This window comes from Oleidesulfovibrio alaskensis DSM 16109, assembly GCF_000482745.1.
GTDB lineage: Bacteria > Desulfobacterota > Desulfovibrionia > Desulfovibrionales > Desulfovibrionaceae > Oleidesulfovibrio > Oleidesulfovibrio alaskensis.
On record NZ_AXWQ01000005.1, the window covers coordinates 296,082 to 320,502 of the forward strand.

Here is a 24,421-nt window from a genome sequence, read left to right on the forward strand (position 1 = left end):
AGCTAGCTGCACGCCTTGCCCTGATGGCGAAAAAGAAAACACAGTGCACTCTGCACCTTGCCGGAGAACAATTTGTCCGCCATCACATTGCCGGCCACCCGCTTGCTTATTTCGCCCAGCGTCGGATACGGATACACCGCACCGGCAATTCTGGACAATGAAACCTTCCCGGCCTGCACAGCCACCCACTGGTTGATGATTTCACCGGCCCCGGCACCGCATATCTGCACCCCCAGCACTTTTTCCCGCGGGTCAAGCAGCATTTTTATGCGCCCTTCCGGTGCTCCTTCGGCCAGTGCCCTGTCGTTTCCTGAAAACAACTCAGTGCGGACGGTATAATCGATTCCGGCGGCCTGCGCCCGCCGTTCGTTCAGCCCCACGGATGCCAGCTCCGGATCAGTAAACGTGCACCACGGCATGTTGGTATAATCAGCCTTTTTCGGCAGACGGAATACGGCATTGGCAATGATGATGCCCCCCTCGTACCCTGCCGCATGGGTGAAAAGGTAGCGGCCGGTCACGTCTCCGGCGGCATAGATGTGCGGTACGTTGGTCCGCATGCGTGCATCCACCCCGACACCCCGCGCCGAATACACCACACCTGCATTTTCCAGCGTCAGTCCCGACACATGAGGAGCACGCCCCAGAGCCACCAGCAACTCTGCAGCAGACAGCAGCTTTTCCGATCCCTCGTGTACAAGGCGCACCTGCACACCGTCAGCTCCGCGCCGGACAGACTGCATCTCCGTACGGGTAAGCACACGCACCCCTTCAGATTCCAGCCGCAGCCTGACGATATCCGCCATATCGGCATCCTCGTTGCTCAGCAACTGCCCCGAACGCTGTACAACGGTCACTTCTGTTCCCAGACGCCGGAAGGCCTGCGCCATCTCAAGAGCCACAGGCCCGCCCCCCAGCACTATCAGCGATGCCGGCAGCACCGGCAGAGAAAAAATCTCTCTGTTGGTCAGATATCCGCTTTCTTTCAGCCCCTCCAGCGGGGGCACCGAGGCTCCCGACCCGGTGGCGATGACAATTTTTGCTCCTGTGGCCCGCACCACAGAATCATCAGAACGGATTTCCACCGTGTGGTCATCCGCAAACGACGCCGCACCGAAAAGCACCTCTGCTCCCAGTGCAGTGAAACGTTCCACGGAATCATGCTGCTGGATGACGGCCTGAACTTCGCTGATACGCTGCGCCACCTGCGCAAAGTCCACCGGCGGCAGCTGCGCATCGGGCAGTCCGTAACGTGCCGCGTGCCGCATCAGATGCCGCACTCCGGCGGTACGCAGCAGTGTTTTGCTGGGTACGCAGCCGTAATGAAGACAATCGCCGCCTAGGGCATGCCCGCTTTCCACCAGTAACACCTTAACGCCCAGCTGAGCGGCTCCGGCTGTTACGGTCAGACCGGCGGCACCGCCGCCTATCACGATGATATCATAGTCATATTTTGCCATCATCAGGCTCCTTTTGTGCTGCGCCATGCGGCTGCACGTTCCAGCACCTTGCGCGCTGCCAGCGGAAAAAGCCCCAGAAGGGCAAAAGACAGTATCAGCGAAGGCGAAAGGATGCCGGAAAGCGATTCAATGGCCCCCAGCTCTTTACCTGCATTCACATACACAATGGTTCCGGGCAGCATGCCCAGTTGCGAAACCCAGTAAAATGTCCTGATGGGCAGCGGGGTAAGTCCCATGGCCAGATTGATTAGAAAAAAAGGAAAGACAGGCACAAGCCTGAGAGAAAACAGATAAAAAGCTCCGTCCTCCCTTATGCCTGCGTTGATCTTTTCCAGCCTGCCGCCAAGCCGCCGCTGCACCCAGCCCCGCAGTACAAAGCGAGAAGCCAGACACGCCAGTGTGGCTCCTATGGTGGAAGCAAATGAAACAGCCGCCAGAGTCACCCAGAACCCGAACAAAGCCGCACCGGCCAGAGTCATAACCGTGGCCCCCGGCAGAGACAGAGCCGTCACCGCAATGTACAGGGCCATATATCCGGCCACCACAAGCACCCCGTGCTGCCGGTACAAAGCTGTGAACGAATCCTGAGAAGCTTTCACATATTCAAGCGTAAAAAAACGCCCCAGATCAAAATACCAGAATACTGCCAGAAGAACGGCCAAAGCCACAGGCAGAATCACCCTGCCCGTGTTACGAATAGTCATGAAAACTCCTTGCCCGCAGGCCGGACAACAGCAGCAGGCACAATCAGGCTCCGCCGGCGGAGCGTACAAGGCGGCCGGTTCTCAGCATCTGCACGCCGCACACGGCCGCGCCCCACAGGCCCGATTCTTCATTGCGGTTCAGACGCACAGGCACTTTGCGCAAAAGATGCCCGTGCACATCGCTCTGCACAAACTCCTGTACAAACGCGTGGTGGGTGACAAGTCCCGGATTACCCGAAGCAAGCCCGCCGGCGATATACAGCCCCCCCAGCGCCATGGTTTCCAGCACATAATCGTGGCAGGCTCTGCCGTAAAAACGGGCAAACCACTCAAGAACAACGGAGTCGCCTTCCAGCTTGCGGCTTACTTCACGCGATGACAGCCGTTCGCCGGTATGAAACTGGTGGAGCAGCCGCAGGCCTGTTCCTGTGACCACCAGATCGCCGATAACCTGCGGTCTTCCTGTCTCACGCAGTATAAATTCCGCAAATTCCAGTTCTTCTCTGCCTACAAAAGGAAATACGGAATGACCGCCCTCTGACGGCACGGTGATATAACGCCCCACCCCGTCACACACCAGCAGACACTTGCCCAGTCCGGTTCCCCCCCCCACCACGGCTATGGGGGCGCCGTCCTCTGCCACACCGTGCTGCACCGTAACAGCGTCATGCACGGCTTCGGACAGGCAGGCGTAAGCCTGCGCTTCAAAATCATTGATCAGACGACCGCGGGCGATACCGAACGTCTGTGCCACTTCATCCAGATCAACCGCCCACGATGCATTGGATATTTTGCAATAGCGCCCTTTTTTTTCGACAGCACCTGCCACAGCCAGCACCATGACGTCCGCATCACGCGGCAGCAGCGAAAACCCGCGGTTTTCCAGCTCTGCCAGCAACGCCGGAAAAGACTGCGCGCCCTGAGTGGAAAGCCATAAGCTGTCTTCAAATTTCAGCGTACCGTCAGCCTGCAGCACAAAGGCCGCAAACCGGCTGTTGGTTCCCCCTATGTCCACTGCGAGAATGCGTTCCATGCCTGCTCCTTGCTCGAAAAAAATAAACCCGCAGCCCCACGCGAGCATGTCGCAAAGGCTGCAGGCCTATACTACCCTACTTGACGCGGCGGGCAAAGCGCGCAGATGCGGTAACAATACATCTGCCCCGCACATACGGCATTTACTGAAACGGTACAGTTTCCTCCGCTTCCACACCGTCTGCATCGCCCGCCAGCAGTTCGACCATATTACGCAGATGCGCATAGGTTTCCGGTGACATGGCTGTAAAACGCAAAGCTGTTTCATCACTTTCAGCACGCACCACCTCGGCATCTACCGACAGCTCATACCCTTCTGCAAGAGTAAGCAGAAAACGGCATGCCGCGCCCACCGGCAGCGGCGGATGCGCGATGCACAAGGCCCCGCGCAGACTCAGGTCAAGGGTCAACGCCCTGTTTCTGCTTCCGCCGTATTCCAGATGCACGGCATACCGTGCGGGCACACGCAACCTTCTGCGACGATCATCCATAAATCACGACCTCCGGAAAAACAGACTACTCCTGCCACTCCGGACGCTGGACATACGGTTCCGGCAGCAGCTCAGAGAGCATGCGCTCTTCGTAGACGCCTTTTTCAGGCTCTATCAGGGCCAGTATACCACGTCCGAACTCGTAGAGGAACTGTCTGTCAGAAGCGGAAGGTGATAAAAGGCGTCCGTCCGGTCCCACTGACACCACTGCACGGATGCCTATGTCGCCCTCCGACACGGCTTTAAGCGTGGCCGTACGCAGTGCCGTACCCGTAAGGTTGAGCATGGGATTCTCCACATTGCAGCCTGTGAAGATTTTTCCGGAGCGGGTAAGCACAGCAGCGCCCACCGGCACTCTGGAATACGGCGCATAGGCATTGATAGCCGCTGCCGTGGCCTGTTTTATCAGTTCGGCACGCTCTTCGGGCAACAGTTCCGGCACAAACCATTTTCGGTAAATGCGGTCATACTCACCGTTGCGCATAACTTCCAGCATGCCGTCGTTGATTAACTTGAGCAGTTCAGGCTCTTCGCGGTTCACCGCATAAAAAACGTCGGTGACACGCAGCGGAGTGCCGACGGTGGTTATCCCGCCCAGCTTCAGCTTTTCTATATAATAGTACGCCGTGCGCTCCGGCCCGCCGTATGCCACAACTTCGTCCCTGTACAGGGCCCGCAGGGCATCCACCTTGGTATTGAACAGCTTGACGTTAAGCCCGCCGAAGCCTTCCAGCACACGCTGCTGAAACGACCCTTTTTCCACAGAAACAGTCTGCCCGCGCAACAGGCGCACATTGCCCACGCGGTTATGATTTTTGGTAAACAGCATAACCCGCGCAGGCAGGGTGGGACGTTCTGTGAAGCGGTACAACAACTCACGCTGAGCTGTCTTGGCCATGCCGGATGTCACCGTGATATTTCCGGCGGAAAGTTCCACCAGCACCTGATCCCACGAAAGCGGACGCATGATCAGCTTCACCGGCTTATCCCGCAGGACAGCTTTAAGCAGGTCCACATCAAACCCCGTGGGAATGCCCTGCGCTTCTTCAAAGGAAAACGGCGGAAACTCTCTGTCAAAACCGTATATCACTTTAAGCGGTGCCGCCTGCAACGGAAAAGCAAACAGCCAGCAGAACAGCCACACAGTGCAGAACAGCGCACAGAAACGCACCATGTGCGACGGACGCGGTATGGCGGCAATAACAGATTTCGGCATGAACAAACCCCGTAGTTGAGTAGACAGCACTATAGCAATAATCCGGCCACCGGCAGTGTGCACCGGTTCACCTGTTCTATTCGGCAGATACGGCAGGGAGTTTAGTGCTGAAACATTGCACACCGCTCTGTATGCTACCCGCCCGGGCCGGCGGTGGCAACCGCTGCAGCAGCCGTTGCCGGCATACCGGCCATATGCTACTGCGGCATTACAAGGAGCCGGTATGTTTTCTGAACATCTGAAAGACATTGCGGTATCGCTGGGCAACACCCTGACGGAACGCCGCATGACGCTGTGCACCGCGGAATCCTGCACCGGAGGGCTTGCAGGAGCCGTCCTTACCGCCGTGGCGGGCAGTTCGCGCTGGTTCAGAGGCGGTGTCATAGCGTATGCCAACGACGTGAAACAGCATATTCTGGGAGTAGACGCGGCAGTGCTGCAGCAGCACGGGGCCGTCAGCGCACAGGTTGTGGAATCCATGGCCGCGGGTGCGTGCCGCCTGCTGCAATGTACTGCAGGCATCGCCGTTTCCGGCATTGCCGGCCCTGACGGGGGCACCCCGCAGAAACCGGTGGGCACAGTATGGATAGGCTGGCACTGTCAGCAAAAAACAACAAGCCGCGTATTTCTGTTTTCCGGCAACCGCGACGCGGTAAGGCTGCAGACAGTGGAACAAGGCCTTCTGGGGCTTATGGAAATGCTGAAATGACCGCACCGGAAATAACAGAAAAATGTCCGGCTGTATCTTTACACAACCGGACACCGTAAACCGTTCTTCAGCCGTGGCTCATGCGATGCGGCTCCGCCTGCCGCACCGGAGCGCCGCTCATTGGCGCAAAGCAAGAGACGCGAACTGACTGCATGTGAACAGCAGCTTCCAGCGTTCGTGTTCCGGCACGGCCAGCGTGTCGGGAAAGGTCTGCTGCTGCAGGACAGGCGGCGGAGCCTCATGTCTGTTGATAAACTCCTGCCGTGTTTCAGCAAAACCGTAACCTTTCAGCTTTAAGGCATAGGTCAGCGGATTTTCCCGCACCGGCAAAGGCAAAGCTTTATCACCAGCAGGCAGATCAGTACGGGCAAGAAGACTTTCCACCGCTGCAGCGTACTGCCCGCCCAGCACCAGATGATTCTGAAAAAACTGAAGGGTGTACCTGTTCAGCGAAAAAAAATCGAACAGCATATTGGAATGGGAAACAGCCAGAAAGCCGCCACGCTTTACAATCCGCCGGAGCTGCGAATAAAATTCATGCTCTTCTTCCGGCGTAAAATAAGCAATGACGTTGAACGCCAGCACTCCGTCCAGAGAATCTGAAGGAATTTCTGCCAGATACTCAACTCCGGCAGCCTTCAGATTCTGCCCGGGCAGCGGCATGGCGCTCTCAATCAGGCGTCTGCGCACCTGATCAATCATTTTTTCTTCTTTGTCACATGCCAGTACTTCGGCGCCCGCCTCTATCAATAACGGCAAAAACGCGCCTTCACCACACCCGAAATCAAGAATCCGCATGCCCTGCCGCAACTCAGGCAGCAAGGAAACCAGCACCTTCATCCTGTGCTGATGGTAGGGGTTGGTCATTTCTTCGGTATAACCGGCCGTCCTCTCACTCCAATCTACATTTCTGCTGTTCATTGCGCTTGGCCCTTTCACTTCAGCTGTCCGGCGGCAGGGCGACCGGAACTGTGTACATGCCGCATGACCGGAAACCGGCCCGCAGACGGCGGCAAGCTGCCACAAACCTTACGCCGCGGGCCATTCCGGCATCACAGAAGCTCAGCTTTCAATCAGGCGGAATAATCTCCGCGATTGATTTTAAAGCGTTCCGTGACGGTCATCACTTCCAGTTCGTCCACTATGCGGCCCATACCGGGATGGCGTTCTGCCAGATCGGGTACGGCATCACGGATGCGGGCAACCTCTTCGCCGATACCCTCCAGTGTGCTGTAAGCAGAGCGCAGATCGGCGTTTCCGCCTTCTCCTGCGATCATGCGGGAATAATTTTCCCAGTCGTCCAGCACCCCGCCCAGCGTGTCCGCCACGCCGGAAAGCGGTACAGCCCCCTCTGTCTGACCGGTCTGCTGCACCATAAGCAACGGATTGACCGATCCCGCTCCGGGGGGCGGCAGAACAGATTGCGCTGCAGCGCCCTGTGCCCCGCCCTGCAACTGGCCCGCAAGCAGCGAATCAAAACCGGCAGCCGCGCCGCGCGGCTTCTTTCTGGCTTCTTCCTGCTGCTGCAATGCCTGCAGTTGTTCATTTGTTATTTTCATAGCCTGCCCCTGCTGTTAGGGTTTTGACCGGAATGTAGCAATAAGTCTGCCAACAGGCAGTACAAATATAAGCACTTGTTATTATGATAATTTTATAACAACAACGGGAAAAAAATACCAGCACTGCCTGCTTCTGCGGAAATTGTTACGGCAGAATTTACGTCATGTCTATTGCACCCGCGCCACGAACCCGTTATATTATAAGAAAGAATAATATCCGCGCGTTAAAGCTCGCGGTTTAAACAAGTACCAAGGAGGCCCCTATGCCCGCCATCAACAAGATACTCTGCGCAGTTGACTTTTCCAGCCACAGCAAGGATGTGGCCGAACATGCACGCCTGTTTGCCAAGTCTCTGGGAGCAGAAGTCATTGTTGTCTATGCCGCTCCTTCCCTCAGCCAGTATGTGGGCTTTCATGTGCCCACGGCTTCCATTGAAACACTGGTCGGTGAAATTGTAACCGGCGCGGAAAAAACCATGGAAGCTTTTGTGTCTGAAAACTTTGCCGATATCAATGCATCGGGACGCGTTGTCACCGGTTATGCGGCAGAAGAAATACTGGACGTGGCCGAAGCCGAAAAGGTGGACATGATCATCATGGGCACCCACGGACGCAAGGGCATCGACCGCATTCTGTTCGGTTCTGTGGCTGAAAAGGTGGTAAAGAGCGCCAGCATGCCTGTGCTCACCATCCGGCCCGAAATCGAAGACTAGCAGCAGCGGACGCCTTGCCCTGACGCAAAAGGTGGATTATCCAGAGGGGCGGTTCTCACGAACCGTCCCTTTTTTTGCTACAGTTCCATACCTGCAAAGGAGCACCCCCATGACTGAACCCGCAAAGCGGGAAGATTCCGGGCTGCCTGAGGCCGTTACAGCCATACGGCCAGAGGTGGCGGCATTCAAACCATACGCGCCCGGCCTTTCCATTGATGAAATCAAGGAACGCTACGGACTTTCCCAGGTCGTGAAAATGGCCAGCAACGAAAATCCGCTGGGCACCTCGCCGCTGGTTCAGCAGACACTGCGTACCCATGCAGACCTTGCCTTCCGGTATGTCCAGTCCGGCAATCCCCGGCTGGTCAGCGCCATTGCCCGGTCTTTCGGCGTTGCTGCCGAAAGCGTGGTCACCGGCAACGGCTCTGACGAGGTGATAGACCTTATCATTCGGGTCAAGGCCCGCCCCGGAAAGCACAACATTGTCGCATTCAATCCCTGCTTCAGCATGTACGAGCTGCAGACGCGCTTCTGCGGTGTAGAGTTCCGGCAGGTACCGCTGCGTGCCGACTTCAGTTTCGACTACGACGCTTTTGTCGGCGCCGCTGATGCCGACACGGCCGTCGCATTCATCACCACGCCCGACAACCCGTCCGGCTACTGCCCCCCGGTCGAAGAAATAATCGATCTTGCGCGGCGTCTTCCTTCATCATGTCTGCTGGTAGTGGACGAAGCCTACATGGATTTTGCCGATGACCCTGCCGCCCACTCTGTTCTGCCGCACCTGACAGAATTTCCCAATGTGGCAGTGCTGCGTACTTTTTCAAAAAGTTACGGGCTGGCCGGTCTGCGTCTGGGTTTCGGCGTTATGCATCCCGCCCTTGCTGACTATGTAAAAAGGGTGCGGCTGCCTTTCAGCATCAACATACTGGCAGAGTACGCAGGCATAGCGGCACTGCAGGACACCACATTCCACGCGCAGACCCTGCGTGTAACCCGCGAAGGCAGAACCTATCTGACCGGCGCGCTGACCGGGGCCGGATGCACGGTGTACCCTTCCGCAGCCAACTTCATCATGTTCGCGCTGCCGGAAAACTGCCCGCATGATGCGCGCGCGGTATTCGAGGCACTGCTGCGCCGCGGTATCATCATACGTCCGCTAAGCAGCTACAACCTGCCGCAGTGTCTGCGGGTCAGCATAGGCAACAGGCACGAAAACGAGCTGTTCATAGCTCAGTTCAAGGAGCTTCTCCGTGGCTGAACACATCATTGTCACACTGGACGGCCCCGCCGGAGTGGGTAAAACCACGCTGGCCCGCAATATAGCCGAAGAGCTGGGCATAGCGTATATGGATACCGGAGCCATGTTCCGCAGTATAGGCTGGAAACTGGGCAATATGGTGGAATCAGTGCCACCTGCCGAAATAGAAAAGAAACTTGCCGGATTCCGCTTTTCATTATCCGGAGCCGGGGCTGCCACGCAGCTTTCGCTCAACGGCACACCCGTGGGGGATGAAATCCGCACCGAAGAAGTTGCCCTGCTGGCCTCTGCCGTGGCAACGCTGCCAGTGGTCCGCACCTTTCTGAAAAAAACCCAGCAGAAACTCGGCAGTGAAGTTTCTCTGGTGGCGGAAGGACGCGACATGGGAACCGTCATCTTTCCCGCAGCCAGATACAAATTTTTTCTGGATGCCACGCCCGAAGAACGGGCACGCCGCCGGTACGAGCAGCTCACGGCTGCCGGTGAGACACCGGACCTGAAGGCCCTGACGGATCAGATACGCAAACGCGACCATCAGGACCGCAGCCGGGTGGTCGCACCGCTGCGCCCCGCAGACGACGCCATAATTATTGATACAACCGAACTGGATGTGCAGGGAGTTTTTGCAGCCATAATGAGCAAACTCAAATAACCGGACGCACATTTTCTGTATGCCGAAACGCCTGCATCAGCAGGCGTTTTTGCTTTCAGCCTATGTTAATACCGGTTATCTGTTGACAGGATATTGCACTCCGGATAAACATACAATTAAGAATGTATAACTACCGGAGGCACTCACCATGGCCGCAAGACAGCCTGTCATCCTTGCAGCGGATAACCTTGACCAGCTGCTTACTGATACCTGCAGGCAGATCAACGAAACCGCGCGCCGTTGCCCCGCAGAAAGCACACCGCCTGTTCCGCGGGGTTTTGCGATATTTTCCTTCATCATGCCCGCCGCCATCATCGGCGTAACGGCTGCCGTGCTGTATGGCACGGCACCTTTGCTGCTCGCCGTATCCGGCGTGGCGGCCTTTCTCATCATGATGTGCAAACCCTGTCACAAGGGATTGCGCCCGGCCGCTGCCCGTGCATCGGCCGCCATACAAAACATGCTGAATGCGGACCACAAGCCATACGGCTGGCATCCCGCCGCTCCGGCGCTGTGCCCCGTGCGCTGCACCCAGCGCATCGGACGCAAATTCAGGTCATAACGGCGTCCCCCAGACTCCAGCCGTTTGACATACTGCCCTCTCCCTCCCTTCACAGGGCAGCACGCTCCTCGTACGGCCGGTCCCGCCCCAGCGGGACCGGCCTGCATTTTTACCGGACACAACAAAGCCCGCTTTGCAGCGGGCCTCATTGTTAATCTGCTTTCTAGCGTTTCCTGCGGGCAGGCTTGGGCAATATCATATTAAGCACTACACCGGTGATACCGGCCAGTCCTATACCTTTTATGGAAAACTCACCGGCATGAAAGGCCATGCCGCCTATGCCGAAAACCAGTATGACAGAAATAATGGCAAGGTTGCGCGGCTCCATGAGATCCTGCTGAGCACGCACCAGCGAATTGACCCCCACAACAACAATGGCGCCGAAAAGCAGAATCATGATACCGCCCATGACCGGCGTGGGTATGGTCTGCAGCAGCGCGCCGAGCTTGCCCACAAAGGCCAGCAGAATGGCGGTTATGGCAGCCCATGTCATGATACCGGGGTTGAACGAGCGGGTCAGCGCCACAGCTCCGGTCACTTCGGAATAGGTGGTGTTGGGAGGACCGCCCAGCAGAGAGGCAAACATGGTGGCAATGCCGTCACCAATCATGGTGCGGTGCACGCCGGGTTTATCTATGTAGTTTTTACCGGTCACCGAACTGATGGCCAGCACGTCTCCCACATGCTCGATGGCGGGGGCAATGGCCACGGGCACGATGAAGATGATGGCCTCGATATTAAACTCGGGTGCCACAAAGCTGGGCACGGCCAGCCACGGGGCTTCTATGACCCGGGTAAAGTCCACCATACCGTAAGCCAGCGCCGCCGTGTATCCGGCAGCAATACCACAGATGATAGGAATAAGACGGATGACACCGCGGCCGAACATGGAAGCGCCGATGGTGGCAACAAGCGAAATCATGGAAACAACCAGCGCATCATTGCGCGCAAAAAGCTCCGCCGAACCGTCACCTGTTTTTCCCAGCGCCATGAACACCGCTGCAGGTGCCAGCACCAGCCCGATAACCATGATGACGGGACCGGTGACAATGGTGGGCAGCACTTTGTCCAGAATCTGCGTACCCTGAATTTTAATCATCGTGCCCAGCAGCACATACAGCAGCCCCGCCGCAACAAGTCCGCCCATGGTTGCAGGTATACCCCAGGTGGCTACCCCGTGAATGATGGGGGCGATGAATGCAAACGAAGATGCAAGGAAAATAGGCACCTGCCGTTTGGTAATCAGCTGAAAGACCAGCGTGCCCGCTCCGGCGGTGAACAGCGCCACGTTAGGGTCAAGCCCCGTAAGCAAGGGCACAAGCACCAGCGCGCCGAAGGCCACAAACAGCATCTGCGCACCTATCAGACTGTCTTTAAGCCTGAAAGAATATTCGGTCGATTCGCTCACCACACTCCCTCCGTGTAAACCCAGATAATCCGTTACTCACAGCAAGGGCGGCCCTTTTTCGCAAAGCGCCACCCTCATATTCCAGCCCTTGGCCCAAAAAAAGAGCATTTCTGCAACGGGTGGGCTTTCACCGCCGCTGCAAAAATGCTCTGTCGCGTTCAGACGCGCAGATACCTATTTGGTACCGAAAATCTTGTCACCGGCATCTCCGAGACCAGGCAGGATATAACCGTTCTCATTCAGGCAGTCATCCACTGCGGCCACATAGATGTCCACGTCGGGGTGAGCATCCTGCACACGCTTGATGCCTTCCGGTGCAGCCACCAGAAAAAGCCCGCGGATCTGTTTGCAGCCTGCTTTTTTCAGCAGGTCGATGGTTGCCACCAGCGTACCGCCGGTAGCAAGCATGGGATCGATGATGATAGCCTGACGCTCTTCGATATTATTGGCGAGCTTGGTATAGTACGTCACCGGTTCAAGGGTTTCTTCGTTGCGGAACATGCCCACAACGCTGACCTTTGCGCCGGGAATCATATCAAGCAGCCCGTCCAGCATACCCAGTCCGGCACGCAGGATGGGAACAACGGTAATTTTTTTACCCTTGATCTGCTCGACTTCCACAGGGCCGGCCCAGCCTTCAACCTGTGTCTTTTCCGTTTCAAGGTCCTTGGTTGCTTCATATGTAAGCAACCGGCACACTTCGTTGGAAAGTGCGCGAAACTCGGCCACCGGCACATCGCTCTGGCGCAGCCTGCCCAGTTTATGTTTGACCAGCGGGTGGTCCACCGCGTAAACAGCCACTCTCGGTCTCCTTAAAGAGATTGCGTTGGTTCAGATGTTCGCATTTAAACTTTATCCGGATATGTGTAGTATGGTGAAAGATTTTCGTCAAGGACAACATGAAAAATTGACACAACACACTGAAAATAAAAGCACTTCTTCCGGAAAACCCCTGCTTGACTGCATGGTCTCCCCGCAGGCCGCGGGTGAACGTGCCGACAGGTTTATTGCCGCAGCGCTGGCCGGAGACGCCATATCGCGCGGAAAAATCCAGCGCGCCATAAGCGACGGACAGCTTCTGATTGACAATACTGTCTGCACCAGCCCGAAGACAAAACTTAAAAGCGGACAGCACATTGTTTTCAGCATGGAAGCCCCTGCCGCCTGTGTCTCGCCCGAAGAAGGCGAGCTGGAGGTACTCTACCGCGATGCACACATGCTGGTAATCAACAAGCCTGCCGGATTGACGGTACACCCCGCCCCGAGTTGCCCCGAAGGCACACTGGTACACAGATTACTGCACCACTTTCCCGAACTGGAGGCACAGGAAGGATTTCGTCCGGGAATCGTGCACAGAATAGACAAGGATACCAGCGGCCTGCTGTTGATCGCCCTGACGGAACAGGCACGGCTGGCACTTTCCGACGCTTTTGCCGGACGCCGGATACACAAAGAATATCTGGCACTTGTAAAAGGCATTCCGGAAGGCGACAGCGGTGAAATTGACGCACCCGTAGGCCGGCATCCCACACATAAAACCCGCATGGCCGTCGTACGCGGCGGTCGCGAAGCCCTTTCCACATGGCGGGTGCTGCTCGCCGACCCCCATGGCGGTGGCGGAACAGGCTGGACGCTTGTGGCGGTGCGTATTCATACCGGCCGGACTCATCAGATACGCGTCCACATGCAGCATACAGGACACCCGTTATGGGGCGATGCACTTTACGGCGGTATGCCCGGCAGAGAAGAACTTCAGACCACACCGGCTCTGGCGCAGACGGCAACCCGCCAGATGCTGCACGCATGGAAAATATCCTTCGACCATCCGGTCACCGGAGCCTCCATGCAGTTCACCCTGCCGCCCCCTGCCGACTTCGGCACACTTATCCGCGATCTGGGCTCGCGCTGCCAGCGTGTGGTCATCACCGGCATGCCCGGCTGCGGCAAGTCTGCCGTGCTGGGGCTGCTGCGTGACCGCGGCATACCCGTATGGAGTGCCGACGCCTGTGTCGCGTCGCTCTACGCCGCAGGCGGCGACGCGTGGCACGGCCTGAGGGGCAGGTTCGGAGACCGCTTTGTACCGGACGAATCTTCTCCCGTGGACAAACAGGCCCTGCTAAAAGCCATGCAGACCGATGCGGCCATACGGCGCGAAGTGGAAGACATAGTTCATCCGGCTGTACGCCATAATCTGGAACAATTCTGGCTGGCGCACACCGGTGCCGCGCTGGCCGTGGCAGAAATACCTCTTTTTCTTGAAACAGGCTGGAAAAAAGAAGCCGACGTGCTGGTGGGCATATTCACCCCGATGCACATGCGGCAGCAGCGTCTGCGGGAAAAACGCGGATGGACCGACGCAACCATAGCGTCCATGGATGCATGGCAATGGCCGGAAGCGGACAAAATGCGCGCCTGCGGCATGATTCTGGACAATTCCGGTCCGGAGACAGAACTACCCCGCAAGACGGCGGCGCTTGCCGCACAACTGGCAGTGCTGCGCATGCACAGACTGGACAGACTGGAAGCCCGCGCCAGAACACTCTGGAGTGTTCCACCCGGCGGGCGGAAGTGATAGGATACTCTTTGCGCAACATGCATACGCTGCCCGCACACACGGCATAACGGAGCTGCCATGTTTCCCATCCGCGATTCCATTCCGCGCGTCCACAAACCATGGGCCGTATGGAGCATACTGCTGCTCAACATCGCCGTATTCATGCTGCAGCAGGGCATGACGGAACAGATGCTTGTGAGCTTTCTGCACCTGTACGGCGTGGTGCCCGCCCGCTTTACCTCACCGGAATGGGCACTTTTTGCCGGCTATCCGCGTGGGGGGTATATCGCATTTCTCACCCACATGTTCATTCACGGCGGCTGGCTGCACATTATTGCAAACATGTGGACGCTGTGGATTTTTGCCGACAACATTGAAGACGTGATGGGACCGGTGCGGTTTGTGCTCTTTTATCTGGCATGCGGGCTGTCAGCCACTGTCGTGCATATTCTGTTCAACGCCGATTCCACCATACCGGTGGTCGGCGCTTCGGGCGCCATTGCCGGAGTAATGGGGGCCTATCTGCTGCTTTACCCCCATGCAAAGGTGTTCACGCTGATCCCCGTGCTGTTTTTTCCGCTGTTTTTCGAGCTTCCGGCCGCCATCTATCTGGGCATATGGTTTCTGACGCAGTTTTTTTCGGGGGTCACCAGCATAGTGGCCCCTCAGCAAGGGGGCGGTATAGCATGGTGGGCGCATCTGGGCGGGTTTGCAGCCGGTATTGTGCTGCTGCCCTACTTCCGCCGCAATGACCGCTGTTACTTCTGCTACCGGCCGGATCCCGCGCGGCGTACCGCGGTGGTAGAACCGCCCCGCCGCGGCTGATGTCTGCCTGCCCCGCACTGCGCGTAAATACACGCTCCGGTCAGCGACCGCTTTCGTTGACTTGCCCCCCCGTATGCAGCATAACTACGTTCCGCCGACGGCGCTGCTGTCCATATTCCGCCCTGCACCGGTCCGGTCCGGCGCCTGTGGCAGCGGAGCGGCAGAAAACCGGCTCCTGCCGGTCTCCGCAGCACGCACATGATCTCCGCACGGGATCATGTGCCTACGGCTTTGCCGGAAACTGTTTCTGCGCCGCGGTAAATTCGCAAGTGGGGTTCACACATGCTTGAAATAAAAAATCTTCGTGTGAAGATCGGCGATGTTGAAGTGCTTAAAGGCATCAACCTGCACATCAACGACGGCGAAACCTTCATTCTGTTCGGTCCCAACGGCTCCGGCAAAACCACGCTGCTGATGACGCTGATGGGCTTCGGCAATTATACCGTCACCGGCGGGCAGATACTTTTCAAAGGGCATGACATCACGCATATGCCCATGTACGAACGCGCCCGCCTCGGCATCGGCATGTCGTTCCAGCGTCCTCCCACCATCCACGGGCTGAAAACCCGCCACATGGTCCGCATGTGCGGACAGGGACGTGAAGTGGATGTGGACGGGCTGGCCCGCAAGGTCAATTTTGAAAATTTTCTTGAGCGCGACATCAACGCCGGTTTTTCCGGCGGCGAGATCAAACGGTCCGAGCTGCTCCAGCTTATGGCCCAGCAGCCCGACCTTGTTCTTTTTGACGAACCGGAATCCGGTGTCGACCTTGAGAACATGGCTCTGATAGGCAAAACAGCCCGCCAGCTGCTTGACGGTGTGCCCCCCGCAAGCTGCAGCATGAAAGAACACCGCGCCCGCTGTAAAACCGCCGGACTCATCATCACGCATACCGGCTATATTCTGGAATATGTCAACGCCGACCGCGGACAGGTCATGTACAATGGCCAGCTGTGCTGCGAAGCCCGCCCCCGTGACATTCTGGACCATATTTCCAAGCACGGCTACGAAGAATGCCTGCGCTGTCTCACCCCTACAGAGGGCACAATCAGGGAGACCATGTAAATCATGAGCAAGATAGATCTTTCGCGCTACGCCTTTGACGGCGGCACCGCCGATTCCATTGCCGACCTGACCACCCTTTCCAGCGAAGACAAACAGCGCCTTCTGTACGCCGGTATCGACGTGAACCAGAACAAGCTGGGCGGCAGCTTCATGCACATGAACCACTCGGGTGTTCACTGCCAGAGCCGGCAGGAAGGCCTTGAAATCATGGATATCAAGGACGCGTACAACAAGTACGACGGGCTGCCCGAATACTGGTGGAAAATGGTCGATCCCGACAAGGACGAATTTACCAGAGCTGCACACGAACACCTGCATGGCGGCTACTTTATCCGTGCCCGCAAGGGCGTTAAGGTACAGGACCCCGTGCAGTCGTGCCTGTTTATCAAAGACAGCGGCCTTGCCCAGAACGTGCATAACATAGTCGTTGTGGAAGAAGGCGCCGAACTGCATGTGCTTTCCGGCTGTGCCACCGCTCACGGAGCCAAAGACACCGCCCATATGGGCATATCTGAATTTTATGTGAAAAAAGGCGGCAAGCTGACGTTCACCATGATTCATAACTGGGGCGACGATACCGCCGTCCGCCCGCGCTCCGGCGGCGTGATGGAAGAAGACTGCGTGTTTCTGTCCAACTACGTGCTGCTCAAGCCCGTCAGAGACCTGCAGATGTACCCCAGCATCACGCTGAACGGTTCCGGTTCCGTGGCGCGGTTCAACTCCGTCATGGTAACCCCTCCCGGCAGCTATGTGGACGCAGGCAACCGCATCATTCTTAACGCCCCCGACACACGCGCCGAAATCATCGCCCGTACGCTGACCACCGGCGGAACCGTCATCAACCGCGGATTCATCGGCGGCTACAATGTGCCTGCCAAAGGGCATCTGGAATGCAAAGGCCTTATTCTGGGTGGCGGACGCATCCATGCCATTCCCGAACTGGATGCCACCATCGACGGTGTGGAGCTGTCTCACGAGGCGGCCGTGGGCAAAATTGCGCAGGAAGAAATTGAATACCTGATGGCCCGCGGGATGGACGAAGACGAAGCCACCTCCACCATTGTCCGCGGCTTTCTTAATGTGGACATCATGGGACTGCCGCACGAACTGGAAGACGCCATCCGCCAGCAGATAGATCAGCTGGATGCCGGCGACGCCATGTAACCGCCCGCAGTTATCGCAGCACCGCTTGCAAGGCCCCGCGCATGTCGCGGGGCTTTCCTTATGCGGCGCCGGTTGCACGCCTGCGGGTATTTATCTATTGTCGCGCAGACCGGAAACGGCTCTGTCCCGCCTCCGGCCGTTTCAATTCATTACAAGGACCTGATCATGCCGGGGTACAAAGCTCATCTGGCAGGGGGTGCCGCCGTAGCGGGCGGGGCACTGGGCGGCCTGCTGTATTGCGACATCATATCGGCCTCTCCGCTCACGCTGGCGGCGTTGTTTTCGGTGGCACTGCTGGCCACCATGTTTCCCGATACCGATACAGAATCCAAAGGACAGAACCTTTTTTATGCCATCATGGCCACTGTGGACGTTGTTCTGATACTGAACAAAGAATACGAATGGGCAGCGCTGCTGGGGCTTTTTGCCATGCTGCCCGCGCTGGGCAAACACCGGGGCTGGACACACAGCTGGTGGGCCATGCTCATTGTTCCGCTTCCGCTTATTCTGCTGCCCATGGCGTTTTACCATACCCCATGGGAGGCAAGCATGCCGTTTTACCTTGCTGCGGTCACCGGCTACGGCACGCACCTTGTGCTTGATGCGCTGTTCTGATGCCGCCGCCCGCGAGCGGGTGGATATGCCTTAAATAAAAACAGGCCCGCAGAAGCTCTGCGGGCCTGTTTTTATAAACGGTACAATCTGTTAACGGGCGTATTCCGGCGCCCACAGATAATAAAACCCTGTGGAAGGCACGTTAAGCGGACGGGCCAGCGGCATCTCCACAAGCGGAGCACTGCCTGCCTGCGCGGTGATGGTGTTGTACGGCGTATCGTTGGGGAACGGTTCGCGGCGGTACACAACCACAGACGCCTCATCAAGACCGGCCAGTTCATGCGCGGCGGCAACGGCGTTGTCAAAGTAGCCTATGCTGTCCACAAGCCCGAGTTCAAGGGCTTCCCGCGCTGTCATTATGCGGGCGTCGGAATAGCTGGATTCCCTGCCCTGCAGTTCGCGGCGTTCGCTGACAAGCTTTATAAAGCGACTGTTGAGCGTTGTGACCATATTCTGCAGAATGGCCTGCTCTTCGGGAGTGTTTTCCCTGAACGGCGAACCGATGTCTTTGTGCGCCCCGGACTTTGTAGTCACAGCCTGCACGCCTATCTTTTCCATCAGCCCCGTCACGTTGGGCCGCATGAAAATGGTCCCGATGCTGCCGGTGATGGTCGACGGATGCGCAATGATACGGTCTGCGGCAATGGACACATAGTACCCGCCGGAAGTGGCCATATCCATTTGCAGGGCCACCACACGGGTGCCGGTACGCTGTTTGAAGCGCATTATCTCATTATACAGCACATCGCTTGAGGTGACGCTGCCTCCGGGGGAGTCAACCGTAAGTATCACTGCGCGGACAGCGGGGTCCATTTCCGCCATACGCAGGCGGGCTACGACACTCTGCACCAGACCGGGCTTGTCGGCAAAAATTCCGCGTTCCGGTTTGTTATCGATAACACCGGCAACGGGCAGCACAACAATCTTTGCATCGCCGCTGCCCTGCAGCTGGTATTCTTTTAAAGCTTCGGGGCCGCCGAAAAGCTTGACCCCCGATGCGCATCCTGTGGCAAGCAATGACACAAGAATCATAAAAACAGCCATATAACGCATATAAAACTCCTGTAAGAACGGAAGATGAGAGTTGCAGTGATGCCGATTTAACCTTGACACCCCGTTCATCGGCGTCAAATATCTGCTGTGGAGAATAGCATGACCGACACATTTAACAATCCCTTTGCAGAAATTGACAACAACGAATTCCCCGAAGCAGAAAGGGAAGACCAGACTGCAGGTACTGCTCCTGATGAAGAGCTGGACGACGCCGGACTTTTCGCACAGGCGTTGCAGGGACTCGAGCGTCCCGCAAAGGACAGAAATCAGGCTCCGCAGCAGGGCCGCAGAACCGCAGAACAGTCATCCGGCGGTATGCTGCTGGGAGAACATGAGGCTTTCAGACGCGTGCAGAACAGAACGCCCCGCTCCGGCACGCAGGAGCGCAAGGACAAGGTGCAGCAGAAATCACGCGCGGCAGTGACCAGACGCGCCGCTCAGCCGGTTTCGACTCCGGACGACGATGCCCTGTTCGGACAGGCAATGACGGGGGTTGCTCCGCTTACTTCCCGCGGGCGCGAAGTAAACCCGGAAGCCGCCCTGAATGCCAAAACCACGCTGTCGTCCGACCCGCGCGCAAGCCTGCAGGAATTTATGGAAGGCAAGGTGCAGTTCCAGATCGAATACACCGACGAATTCATTCAGGCGCATGTGCAGGGGCTTGATCCCGTCGTTATGGGTAAAATGCGTGCGGGACACTACAGTCCCGAAGGTCATCTTGATCTGCACGGCCAGAACATCATCCAGTCGTATTCCGCCATGGTGCAGTTCATCCAGACAAGCTACACCAAAGGCAAGCGCTGTGTGCTGCTTATACCCGGACGCGGAAAGAACAGCCCCGAAGGTTACGGCGTTCTGCGGGACAAAGTGCAGACATGGCTTACACGGGATCCGTTCAAACGGGTGGTACTGGCTTTCTGCACCGCCCAGCCCAAAGACGGCGGTGCCGGTGCCCTGTATGTGCTGCTGCGCAAATTCAAAAAAAGCTCGGGGAAAATACACTGGAACCGCACCCCCAGCGATGCGGACCTGTTTCTGTAACACCCTGCGTTTTTCTGCCTGCTGCACGCCGCAAAGGCGCCTTGCATGCAGCCTGCCTCATTCTGTCTGTCCGGTCTGCCGGATTATTCTGCGCATCCCAAAAAAAAACGGGATGCCCTTTGCGGGCATCCCGTTGTATTCTCTGTTGCCGGCAGGGCTATCTGCGCATGGCCAGACCTTTTTCATAGGCTGCCAGCACGGCATCAATGATGTGTCCCCGCACAGCGGTGCGGTCAAGGTGGTTGGTTCCGGCTATGGTTGTTCCGGCCGGAGAAGTGACCATCTCGCGCAGCAGCGAAGGATGCATTCCCGTCTGTTCGGCCAGAGCGCACGAGCCGGAAAACAGCTCCGTCACCATTTCTGTGGCCTGCTGCCGCGTAAACCCTACGGTTACCGCGGCTTCGATGACAGCTTCCATCATATGAAAGACATAGGCGGGACCGCATCCGGCCACAGCGGTAAATGCCTCGAACTTCTGTTCGGGCAGTACAATCACCTTGCCGATGGCTGCAAACAGGTTCCGGACAGCGGTTGCGGCTTCTGCAGACAGGGCGGGATCGTCCAGACACATGCCGTAAATGCCCCTGCCGACCATGGCCGGCGTATTGGGCATCACCCGCACCACCGGGGCCGCCCCCTGAGCAGCGCTGCGCATGGCTTCCAGCGAAACACCGGCGGCAATGGAAACCAGCACCTTGCCGGCATCCAGAACAGGACGCACCTGCCCTATAACATCGCAAATCTGATCAGGCTTGACGCCCAGCAGAATAATGTCGGCACGCCGCGCCAGCGCCACGGCATCAGGAGCAGGCTCAAGGCCTATTTCATCCCGCAGGGCTTCCACTTTCGGGGCACTGCGGTTAAAGCCGGCCAGCTGCAATCCTTCCACCCCGGCAAGACCGCGCATGATGGCGCCGCCCATGTTGCCGCAACCGATACACCCCAGAACCGTATTTTTCATCAGCCGGTTATCTCCATGGCGTTAAAGAAGTAGCCCATTTCAAATGCAGCAGTTTCGGCAGCGTCGGAACCGTGTACCGAGTTTGCCTCAAGTCCTTCTGCAAACTGTCTGCGAATGGTGCCTTCTGCCGCATTTTCAGGATTGGTGGCCCCCATCAGCTCACGCCAGCGGGCCACGGCATTATCCCCTTCCAGCACCATGGCCACAATGGGGCCTGATGTCATGAAATCCGTCAGGCTGGCGAAAAAGGGGCGCTCTTTATGAACATGATAAAAGCCTTCGGCCTGCTCTCTTGTCAGCCGCATTTTTTTCATGGCGACCACGCGCAGTCCGTTCTGCTGAATGACGGACAGAATGGGGCCTTCAAGATTGCGTCTTGTGGCGTCAGGCTTGATGATGGCAAAGGTTCTTTCTGCCATGTGTTCGTTCCTCCGATGCAGTGTGTTTGTGTGATGTGTGTGCATTAGGCACGCGGTACGCATCCGCGCGCCGACAGTGTTTATTGCCTGCGATGCCGCACTTTATCAAGCCCCGCCACACTGACAATCTGAATCTTGCGGCTGCGCACCCGCTGCCACTCTTCCAGCGCGGCCAGCGTTTCAGGCGTGGGATGCCCTATGGCAATGGCCGTGCCCTGACGCAGTGCCACGCCGGCAGCTTTGTCCAGCTGGTGCATAATGCTTTTTTTGTCACGCACCACATCAAGAAACACCGAGCGCCGGAATGCATGCAATCCGGCTGCCGCCGCCTTACGGTACAGCACAGAACCGCCATGCGTCACACTGTCCAGCACAAACAGCTTTCTGCCGCGCAGTTCATCCACCACGGCCTGCACTCCCGCATCGTCCTGCGTAAAACGCGACCCCATATGGTTGTTTATGCCTACGGCATGGGGCACCATACCCAGATTTTCGCCTAGCACAGTATGTATCTGATCCGGTGTCATGGAGACAAACAAGGCTCCCGGTCCCGGATTCACACGGGGGTAGCCCACCGGCTCCATGGGCTGGTGGATCATTATCTCGCACCCGTGCTGCCAGCCGTAATCAGCGGCGCGGCGGGCATAGGTTGCACGCGGCCATATGGAAAGCGTCACCGGATATTCCAGCGCCACAAGACGCTCCACAGCCCGCATGCTTTCACCTATGTCATCTATGACTATGGCAAGACGGGGCAGGTCGTTTTCCCGCTCCTGAATCTGCGTTGCAGCGGCTCCGCTTTCGGACCGGTCCGTGACAACGGCATCGGGGCTGCCGGCATCATCCTGCGCCTCCGGCAAGGGTGTGACGGCCTCTGATGTGCCTCTGTGCTGTCCGTCGACCGGAGGCTGCGGCTCCTGCTCCTGCAGCACGGCAAAAGCCAGTGCATGCGTCACCACACCGTCAAGCGAAATGCGCCATGCGCCACCGGCGGCCTGCTGCAAAGTCGCGGCCGGAACCCATGTGGCCAGAGCCGTACGCAACCCGGCAATAAAGTCATCATGACCGTTGCCGAGTCTTATCTCCAGCTGCTGGAAATGATACTCCTCTCCGTTGTGCGACCGTACTTCGACCCGCTGCAGCCCCAGTGCCCTGCGGGGCAGGTCCAGCCGTTCCAGCGTGCGCAGCAAAGCATAGTCCACCTGCTTGACGGTCTGATCCAGCGAGCTGCCCAGCGATTCTTCATAGGGAAGGCTCGAAGGATCGAGCAGATCGCGGACAGACGGCAGAGCCTCGCCCGACTGTGCCTGTTCAGCATCGGCAGGGGCACTAGCCGTACCGGAAAGACTGAAATACGCAAGAAGCAGCACGCCGGTCAGCAGCACGCCGCAGGCAAACGCCACCGCTGCCAGCACAAAACGGTTGGCCAGCAGGCCGCCCGCGGAATCTGCTCCGCCGGACCGCTGTGCCGTGGAAGACCTGAATCTGTCCAGAACACGCCTGATGCGTGATATAAAATTGCCACCGGAGCCTGACGGCGTCGTCATACAAACAAGTCCCTTTATTTAACGGTCAAAGGGCGCGGTCTCCCGCGCCCTTGTCTTTTCTGGTGTATACATCAAGGCCTGCCGCCGCAGATAATCCTAGTGGATAGCCTGCAGGCGCGGCAGCTGTTTGACCAGCTGCAAAGCCATGCGCAGCTGGTTGTCGCGCTCAAGGCTTGCTACGGATTCCTTGTCCCGCTCGGTTTCGGGGCTCTTTTTGTCCTCGCCGTTTTCAAGATGTCGTGCAAGGTCCTTTTCACGCATGATGCCGAAAGGATGCTTTGCCTTGCTTTCTTCTTCTCTGGCAGGCTGGACAAAAGGCAGCTTGATATCGGGTTCGACCCCTTCCGCCTGAATGGAAGTGCCGTCAGGCGTATGGTACAGGGCAATGGTCAGTTTAAGACCGGAACCGTCTGCAAGGGGAATGACGTTCTGCACCGAGCCCTTGCCGAACGTCCTCTCGCCCAGCAGCAGCCCGCGCTTGTGGTCGCGCAGTGCACCGGCAACGATTTCAGAAGCAGAAGCGGATCCGGCGTTCACCAGCACAACCAGCGGAGCTTTTACGTCAGTGGCCTGCGCAGTGGCTTTAAAATCCCTGTTGTTGGATTCGATACGGCCTTTTATGGAGACGATGGTACCTTCGGAAAGGAATGTATCGGCCACATGCACGGCCTGATCAAGAAGCCCGCCCGGATTGTTGCGCAGGTCAAGGATAAGGCCTTTTATGGGACCGCGCTTACGTTCTTCGCGTATGGCGTCATGCAGTTCGTTGGTGGTCCGCTCGCTGAAGCGGCTGAGACGCACCCACAGGTAGCCCGGCTCAAGTTCATGAGACTTCACACTGATAAGCGGAATGGAATCACGCTCTATGCTGACAGTCTCGGGCGAATTTTCGCCTTCGTGCAGAATGGTCAGTTTGACGGTGCTGCCTCTGGGGCCGCGAATCCTGCTGACAGATTCGCGCAGAGTCATTTCCTGCGTCAGCTTGCCGTCCACGGCCAGAATGATATCACCGGCCCGCAGTCCGGCACGGGCTGCGGGAGTATCGGCAATGGGTGCCACAACAACAAGCCTGTCGTTCTGCTGGGTTATCTCGATACCGATACCGAAAAACTCGCCGGAAGTGCTCTCCTGCATTTCACGGTATTCCGCGGCATCCAGAAACGCAGAATGGGGATCGAGGTTCTGCAACATGCCCCTGATGGCACCTTCCATCAGTTCGTCGCGTGAAACATCGCTCACATAAAAGCGTTCGACAAGGTCAAGCACCTGACTGAAACGCTTGAGCGACTCAAACCGGCCGGGACCGTCCGTGGCATTGCCCGGCCCGATGGACACGGTCAGCGTCAGAAAAACAATAAACGTGGCTGTCCACAGGGACAAACGCATAATAAAACCTCCGATCACCCTGAA

At 57.5% G+C, this 24,421-nt stretch carries 25 protein-coding genes; 11 read left to right on the forward strand and 14 right to left on the reverse strand.

What is annotated here, in order from left to right:
- Positions 1 to 2: 2 nt before the first annotated feature.
- The 5 genes from H586_RS0104190 to H586_RS0104210 form a co-directional block, all read right to left on the reverse strand.
- Positions 3 to 1,460, reverse strand: coding sequence for a dihydrolipoyl dehydrogenase family protein (locus H586_RS0104190; protein WP_027181426.1), 1,458 nt, complete (start codon positions 1,458 to 1,460; stop codon positions 3 to 5).
- A 2-nt stretch (positions 1,461 to 1,462) separates the two neighbouring features.
- Positions 1,463 to 2,164: a TVP38/TMEM64 family protein gene (locus tag H586_RS0104195; protein ID WP_027181427.1), complete on the reverse strand. Its 702-nt coding sequence runs from the start codon at positions 2,162 to 2,164 to the stop codon at positions 1,463 to 1,465.
- Between the two features lie 43 nt (positions 2,165 to 2,207).
- Positions 2,208 to 3,197, reverse strand: coding sequence for a glucokinase (locus tag H586_RS0104200; RefSeq protein ID WP_011367427.1), 990 nt, complete (start codon positions 3,195 to 3,197; stop codon positions 2,208 to 2,210).
- Between the two features lie 142 nt (positions 3,198 to 3,339).
- On the reverse strand, positions 3,340 to 3,687 hold the full coding sequence (locus H586_RS18100; RefSeq protein ID WP_011367426.1) for a PilZ domain-containing protein: 348 nt from the start codon (positions 3,685 to 3,687) through the stop codon (positions 3,340 to 3,342).
- 25 nt (positions 3,688 to 3,712) lie between these two features.
- Positions 3,713 to 4,903 (reverse strand): cytidine deaminase, encoded by a 1,191-nt coding sequence (locus H586_RS0104210; RefSeq protein WP_011367425.1) that lies wholly within the window; start codon positions 4,901 to 4,903, stop codon positions 3,713 to 3,715.
- Between the two features lie 223 nt (positions 4,904 to 5,126).
- On the opposite strand from H586_RS0104210, the gene H586_RS0104215 reads away from it, so the two are divergent.
- Positions 5,127 to 5,612 (forward strand): CinA family protein, encoded by a 486-nt coding sequence (locus tag H586_RS0104215; RefSeq protein WP_027181428.1) that lies wholly within the window; start codon positions 5,127 to 5,129, stop codon positions 5,610 to 5,612.
- Between the two features lie 117 nt (positions 5,613 to 5,729).
- Here H586_RS0104215 and H586_RS0104220 read toward each other — a convergent pair whose 3' ends face one another.
- Both H586_RS0104220 and H586_RS0104225 read right to left on the reverse strand, forming a co-directional pair.
- A complete protein-coding gene (locus tag H586_RS0104220) occupies positions 5,730 to 6,533 on the reverse strand; it encodes a class I SAM-dependent methyltransferase (RefSeq protein ID WP_027181429.1) in 804 nt (267 codons plus the stop codon).
- A gap of 152 nt (positions 6,534 to 6,685) precedes the next feature.
- A complete protein-coding gene (locus H586_RS0104225; RefSeq protein ID WP_011367422.1) occupies positions 6,686 to 7,171 on the reverse strand; it encodes a hypothetical protein in 486 nt (161 codons plus the stop codon).
- A 263-nt stretch (positions 7,172 to 7,434) separates the two neighbouring features.
- On the opposite strand from H586_RS0104225, the gene H586_RS0104230 reads away from it, so the two are divergent.
- From H586_RS0104230 to H586_RS0104245, 4 genes are all read left to right on the forward strand, one after another.
- Positions 7,435 to 7,884: a universal stress protein gene (locus tag H586_RS0104230; protein ID WP_011367421.1), complete on the forward strand. Its 450-nt coding sequence runs from the start codon at positions 7,435 to 7,437 to the stop codon at positions 7,882 to 7,884.
- Positions 7,885 to 7,993: 109 nt separating this feature from the next.
- The gene (gene hisC / locus H586_RS0104235; protein WP_027181430.1) at positions 7,994 to 9,145 is read left to right on the forward strand and encodes a histidinol-phosphate transaminase; all 1,152 of its coding nucleotides are present in this window, start codon (positions 7,994 to 7,996) and stop codon (positions 9,143 to 9,145) included.
- Entirely contained in the window at positions 9,138 to 9,797 is a 660-nt protein-coding gene (gene cmk, locus H586_RS0104240) for a (d)CMP kinase (RefSeq protein ID WP_027181431.1), read from the forward strand. Before hisC ends, cmk begins: the two co-directional genes overlap by 8 nt.
- A gap of 148 nt (positions 9,798 to 9,945) precedes the next feature.
- Positions 9,946 to 10,359 (forward strand): hypothetical protein, encoded by a 414-nt coding sequence (locus H586_RS0104245; RefSeq protein WP_027181432.1) that lies wholly within the window; start codon positions 9,946 to 9,948, stop codon positions 10,357 to 10,359.
- Between the two features lie 163 nt (positions 10,360 to 10,522).
- On the opposite strand, the gene H586_RS0104250 is transcribed toward H586_RS0104245, so the two are convergent.
- Positions 10,523 to 11,770 (reverse strand): uracil-xanthine permease family protein, encoded by a 1,248-nt coding sequence (locus H586_RS0104250; protein ID WP_027181433.1) that lies wholly within the window; start codon positions 11,768 to 11,770, stop codon positions 10,523 to 10,525.
- A gap of 171 nt (positions 11,771 to 11,941) precedes the next feature.
- Positions 11,942 to 12,568, reverse strand: a complete 627-nt coding sequence (gene upp, locus H586_RS0104255; RefSeq protein WP_011367416.1) for a uracil phosphoribosyltransferase — start codon at positions 12,566 to 12,568, stop codon at positions 11,942 to 11,944.
- 106 nt (positions 12,569 to 12,674) lie between these two features.
- On the opposite strand from upp, the gene coaE reads away from it, so the two are divergent.
- The 5 genes from coaE (at position 12,675) to H586_RS0104285 (ending at position 17,990) form a co-directional block, all read left to right on the forward strand.
- Positions 12,675 to 14,339 (forward strand): dephospho-CoA kinase, encoded by a 1,665-nt coding sequence (gene coaE, locus H586_RS18105; protein WP_234702927.1) that lies wholly within the window; start codon positions 12,675 to 12,677, stop codon positions 14,337 to 14,339.
- A 60-nt stretch (positions 14,340 to 14,399) separates the two neighbouring features.
- On the forward strand, positions 14,400 to 15,146 hold the full coding sequence (locus tag H586_RS0104265) for a rhomboid family intramembrane serine protease (RefSeq protein ID WP_011367414.1): 747 nt from the start codon (positions 14,400 to 14,402) through the stop codon (positions 15,144 to 15,146).
- Positions 15,147 to 15,428: 282 nt separating this feature from the next.
- Positions 15,429 to 16,211 carry an ABC transporter ATP-binding protein gene (locus H586_RS0104275; protein WP_011367413.1) on the forward strand — a complete coding sequence of 261 codons (783 nt, stop codon included), beginning with the start codon at positions 15,429 to 15,431 and terminating at the stop codon, positions 16,209 to 16,211.
- A 3-nt stretch (positions 16,212 to 16,214) separates the two neighbouring features.
- Complete coding sequence (locus H586_RS0104280) at positions 16,215 to 17,375, forward strand: SufB/SufD family protein (RefSeq protein WP_027181434.1); 1,161 nt, start codon at positions 16,215 to 16,217, stop codon at positions 17,373 to 17,375.
- Between the two features lie 165 nt (positions 17,376 to 17,540).
- Complete coding sequence (locus H586_RS0104285) at positions 17,541 to 17,990, forward strand: TraX family protein (protein ID WP_027181435.1); 450 nt, start codon at positions 17,541 to 17,543, stop codon at positions 17,988 to 17,990.
- 90 nt (positions 17,991 to 18,080) lie between these two features.
- Here the strand turns inward: H586_RS0104285 and sppA are convergent, their stop codons facing one another.
- The gene (gene sppA, locus H586_RS0104290) at positions 18,081 to 19,043 is read right to left on the reverse strand and encodes a signal peptide peptidase SppA (protein WP_027181436.1); all 963 of its coding nucleotides are present in this window, start codon (positions 19,041 to 19,043) and stop codon (positions 18,081 to 18,083) included.
- A 99-nt stretch (positions 19,044 to 19,142) separates the two neighbouring features.
- Between sppA and H586_RS0104295 the strand changes: the two genes are divergently transcribed.
- Positions 19,143 to 20,084, forward strand: coding sequence for a Smr/MutS family protein (locus H586_RS0104295; protein ID WP_011367409.1), 942 nt, complete (start codon positions 19,143 to 19,145; stop codon positions 20,082 to 20,084).
- A 157-nt stretch (positions 20,085 to 20,241) separates the two neighbouring features.
- On the opposite strand, the gene proC is transcribed toward H586_RS0104295, so the two are convergent.
- From proC to H586_RS0104315, 4 genes are all read right to left on the reverse strand, one after another.
- Positions 20,242 to 21,045: a pyrroline-5-carboxylate reductase gene (gene proC / locus H586_RS0104300; RefSeq protein WP_027181438.1), complete on the reverse strand. Its 804-nt coding sequence runs from the start codon at positions 21,043 to 21,045 to the stop codon at positions 20,242 to 20,244.
- The gene (ndk, locus tag H586_RS0104305; protein ID WP_011367407.1) at positions 21,045 to 21,464 is read right to left on the reverse strand and encodes a nucleoside-diphosphate kinase; all 420 of its coding nucleotides are present in this window, start codon (positions 21,462 to 21,464) and stop codon (positions 21,045 to 21,047) included. Before ndk ends, proC begins: the two co-directional genes overlap by 1 nt.
- An 80-nt stretch (positions 21,465 to 21,544) precedes the next feature.
- Complete coding sequence (locus tag H586_RS18110; protein ID WP_051363853.1) at positions 21,545 to 23,011, reverse strand: divergent polysaccharide deacetylase family protein; 1,467 nt, start codon at positions 23,009 to 23,011, stop codon at positions 21,545 to 21,547.
- 96 nt (positions 23,012 to 23,107) lie between these two features.
- On the reverse strand, positions 23,108 to 24,397 hold the full coding sequence (locus H586_RS0104315) for a S41 family peptidase (RefSeq protein WP_011367405.1): 1,290 nt from the start codon (positions 24,395 to 24,397) through the stop codon (positions 23,108 to 23,110).
- Positions 24,398 to 24,421 lie beyond the last annotated feature (24 nt).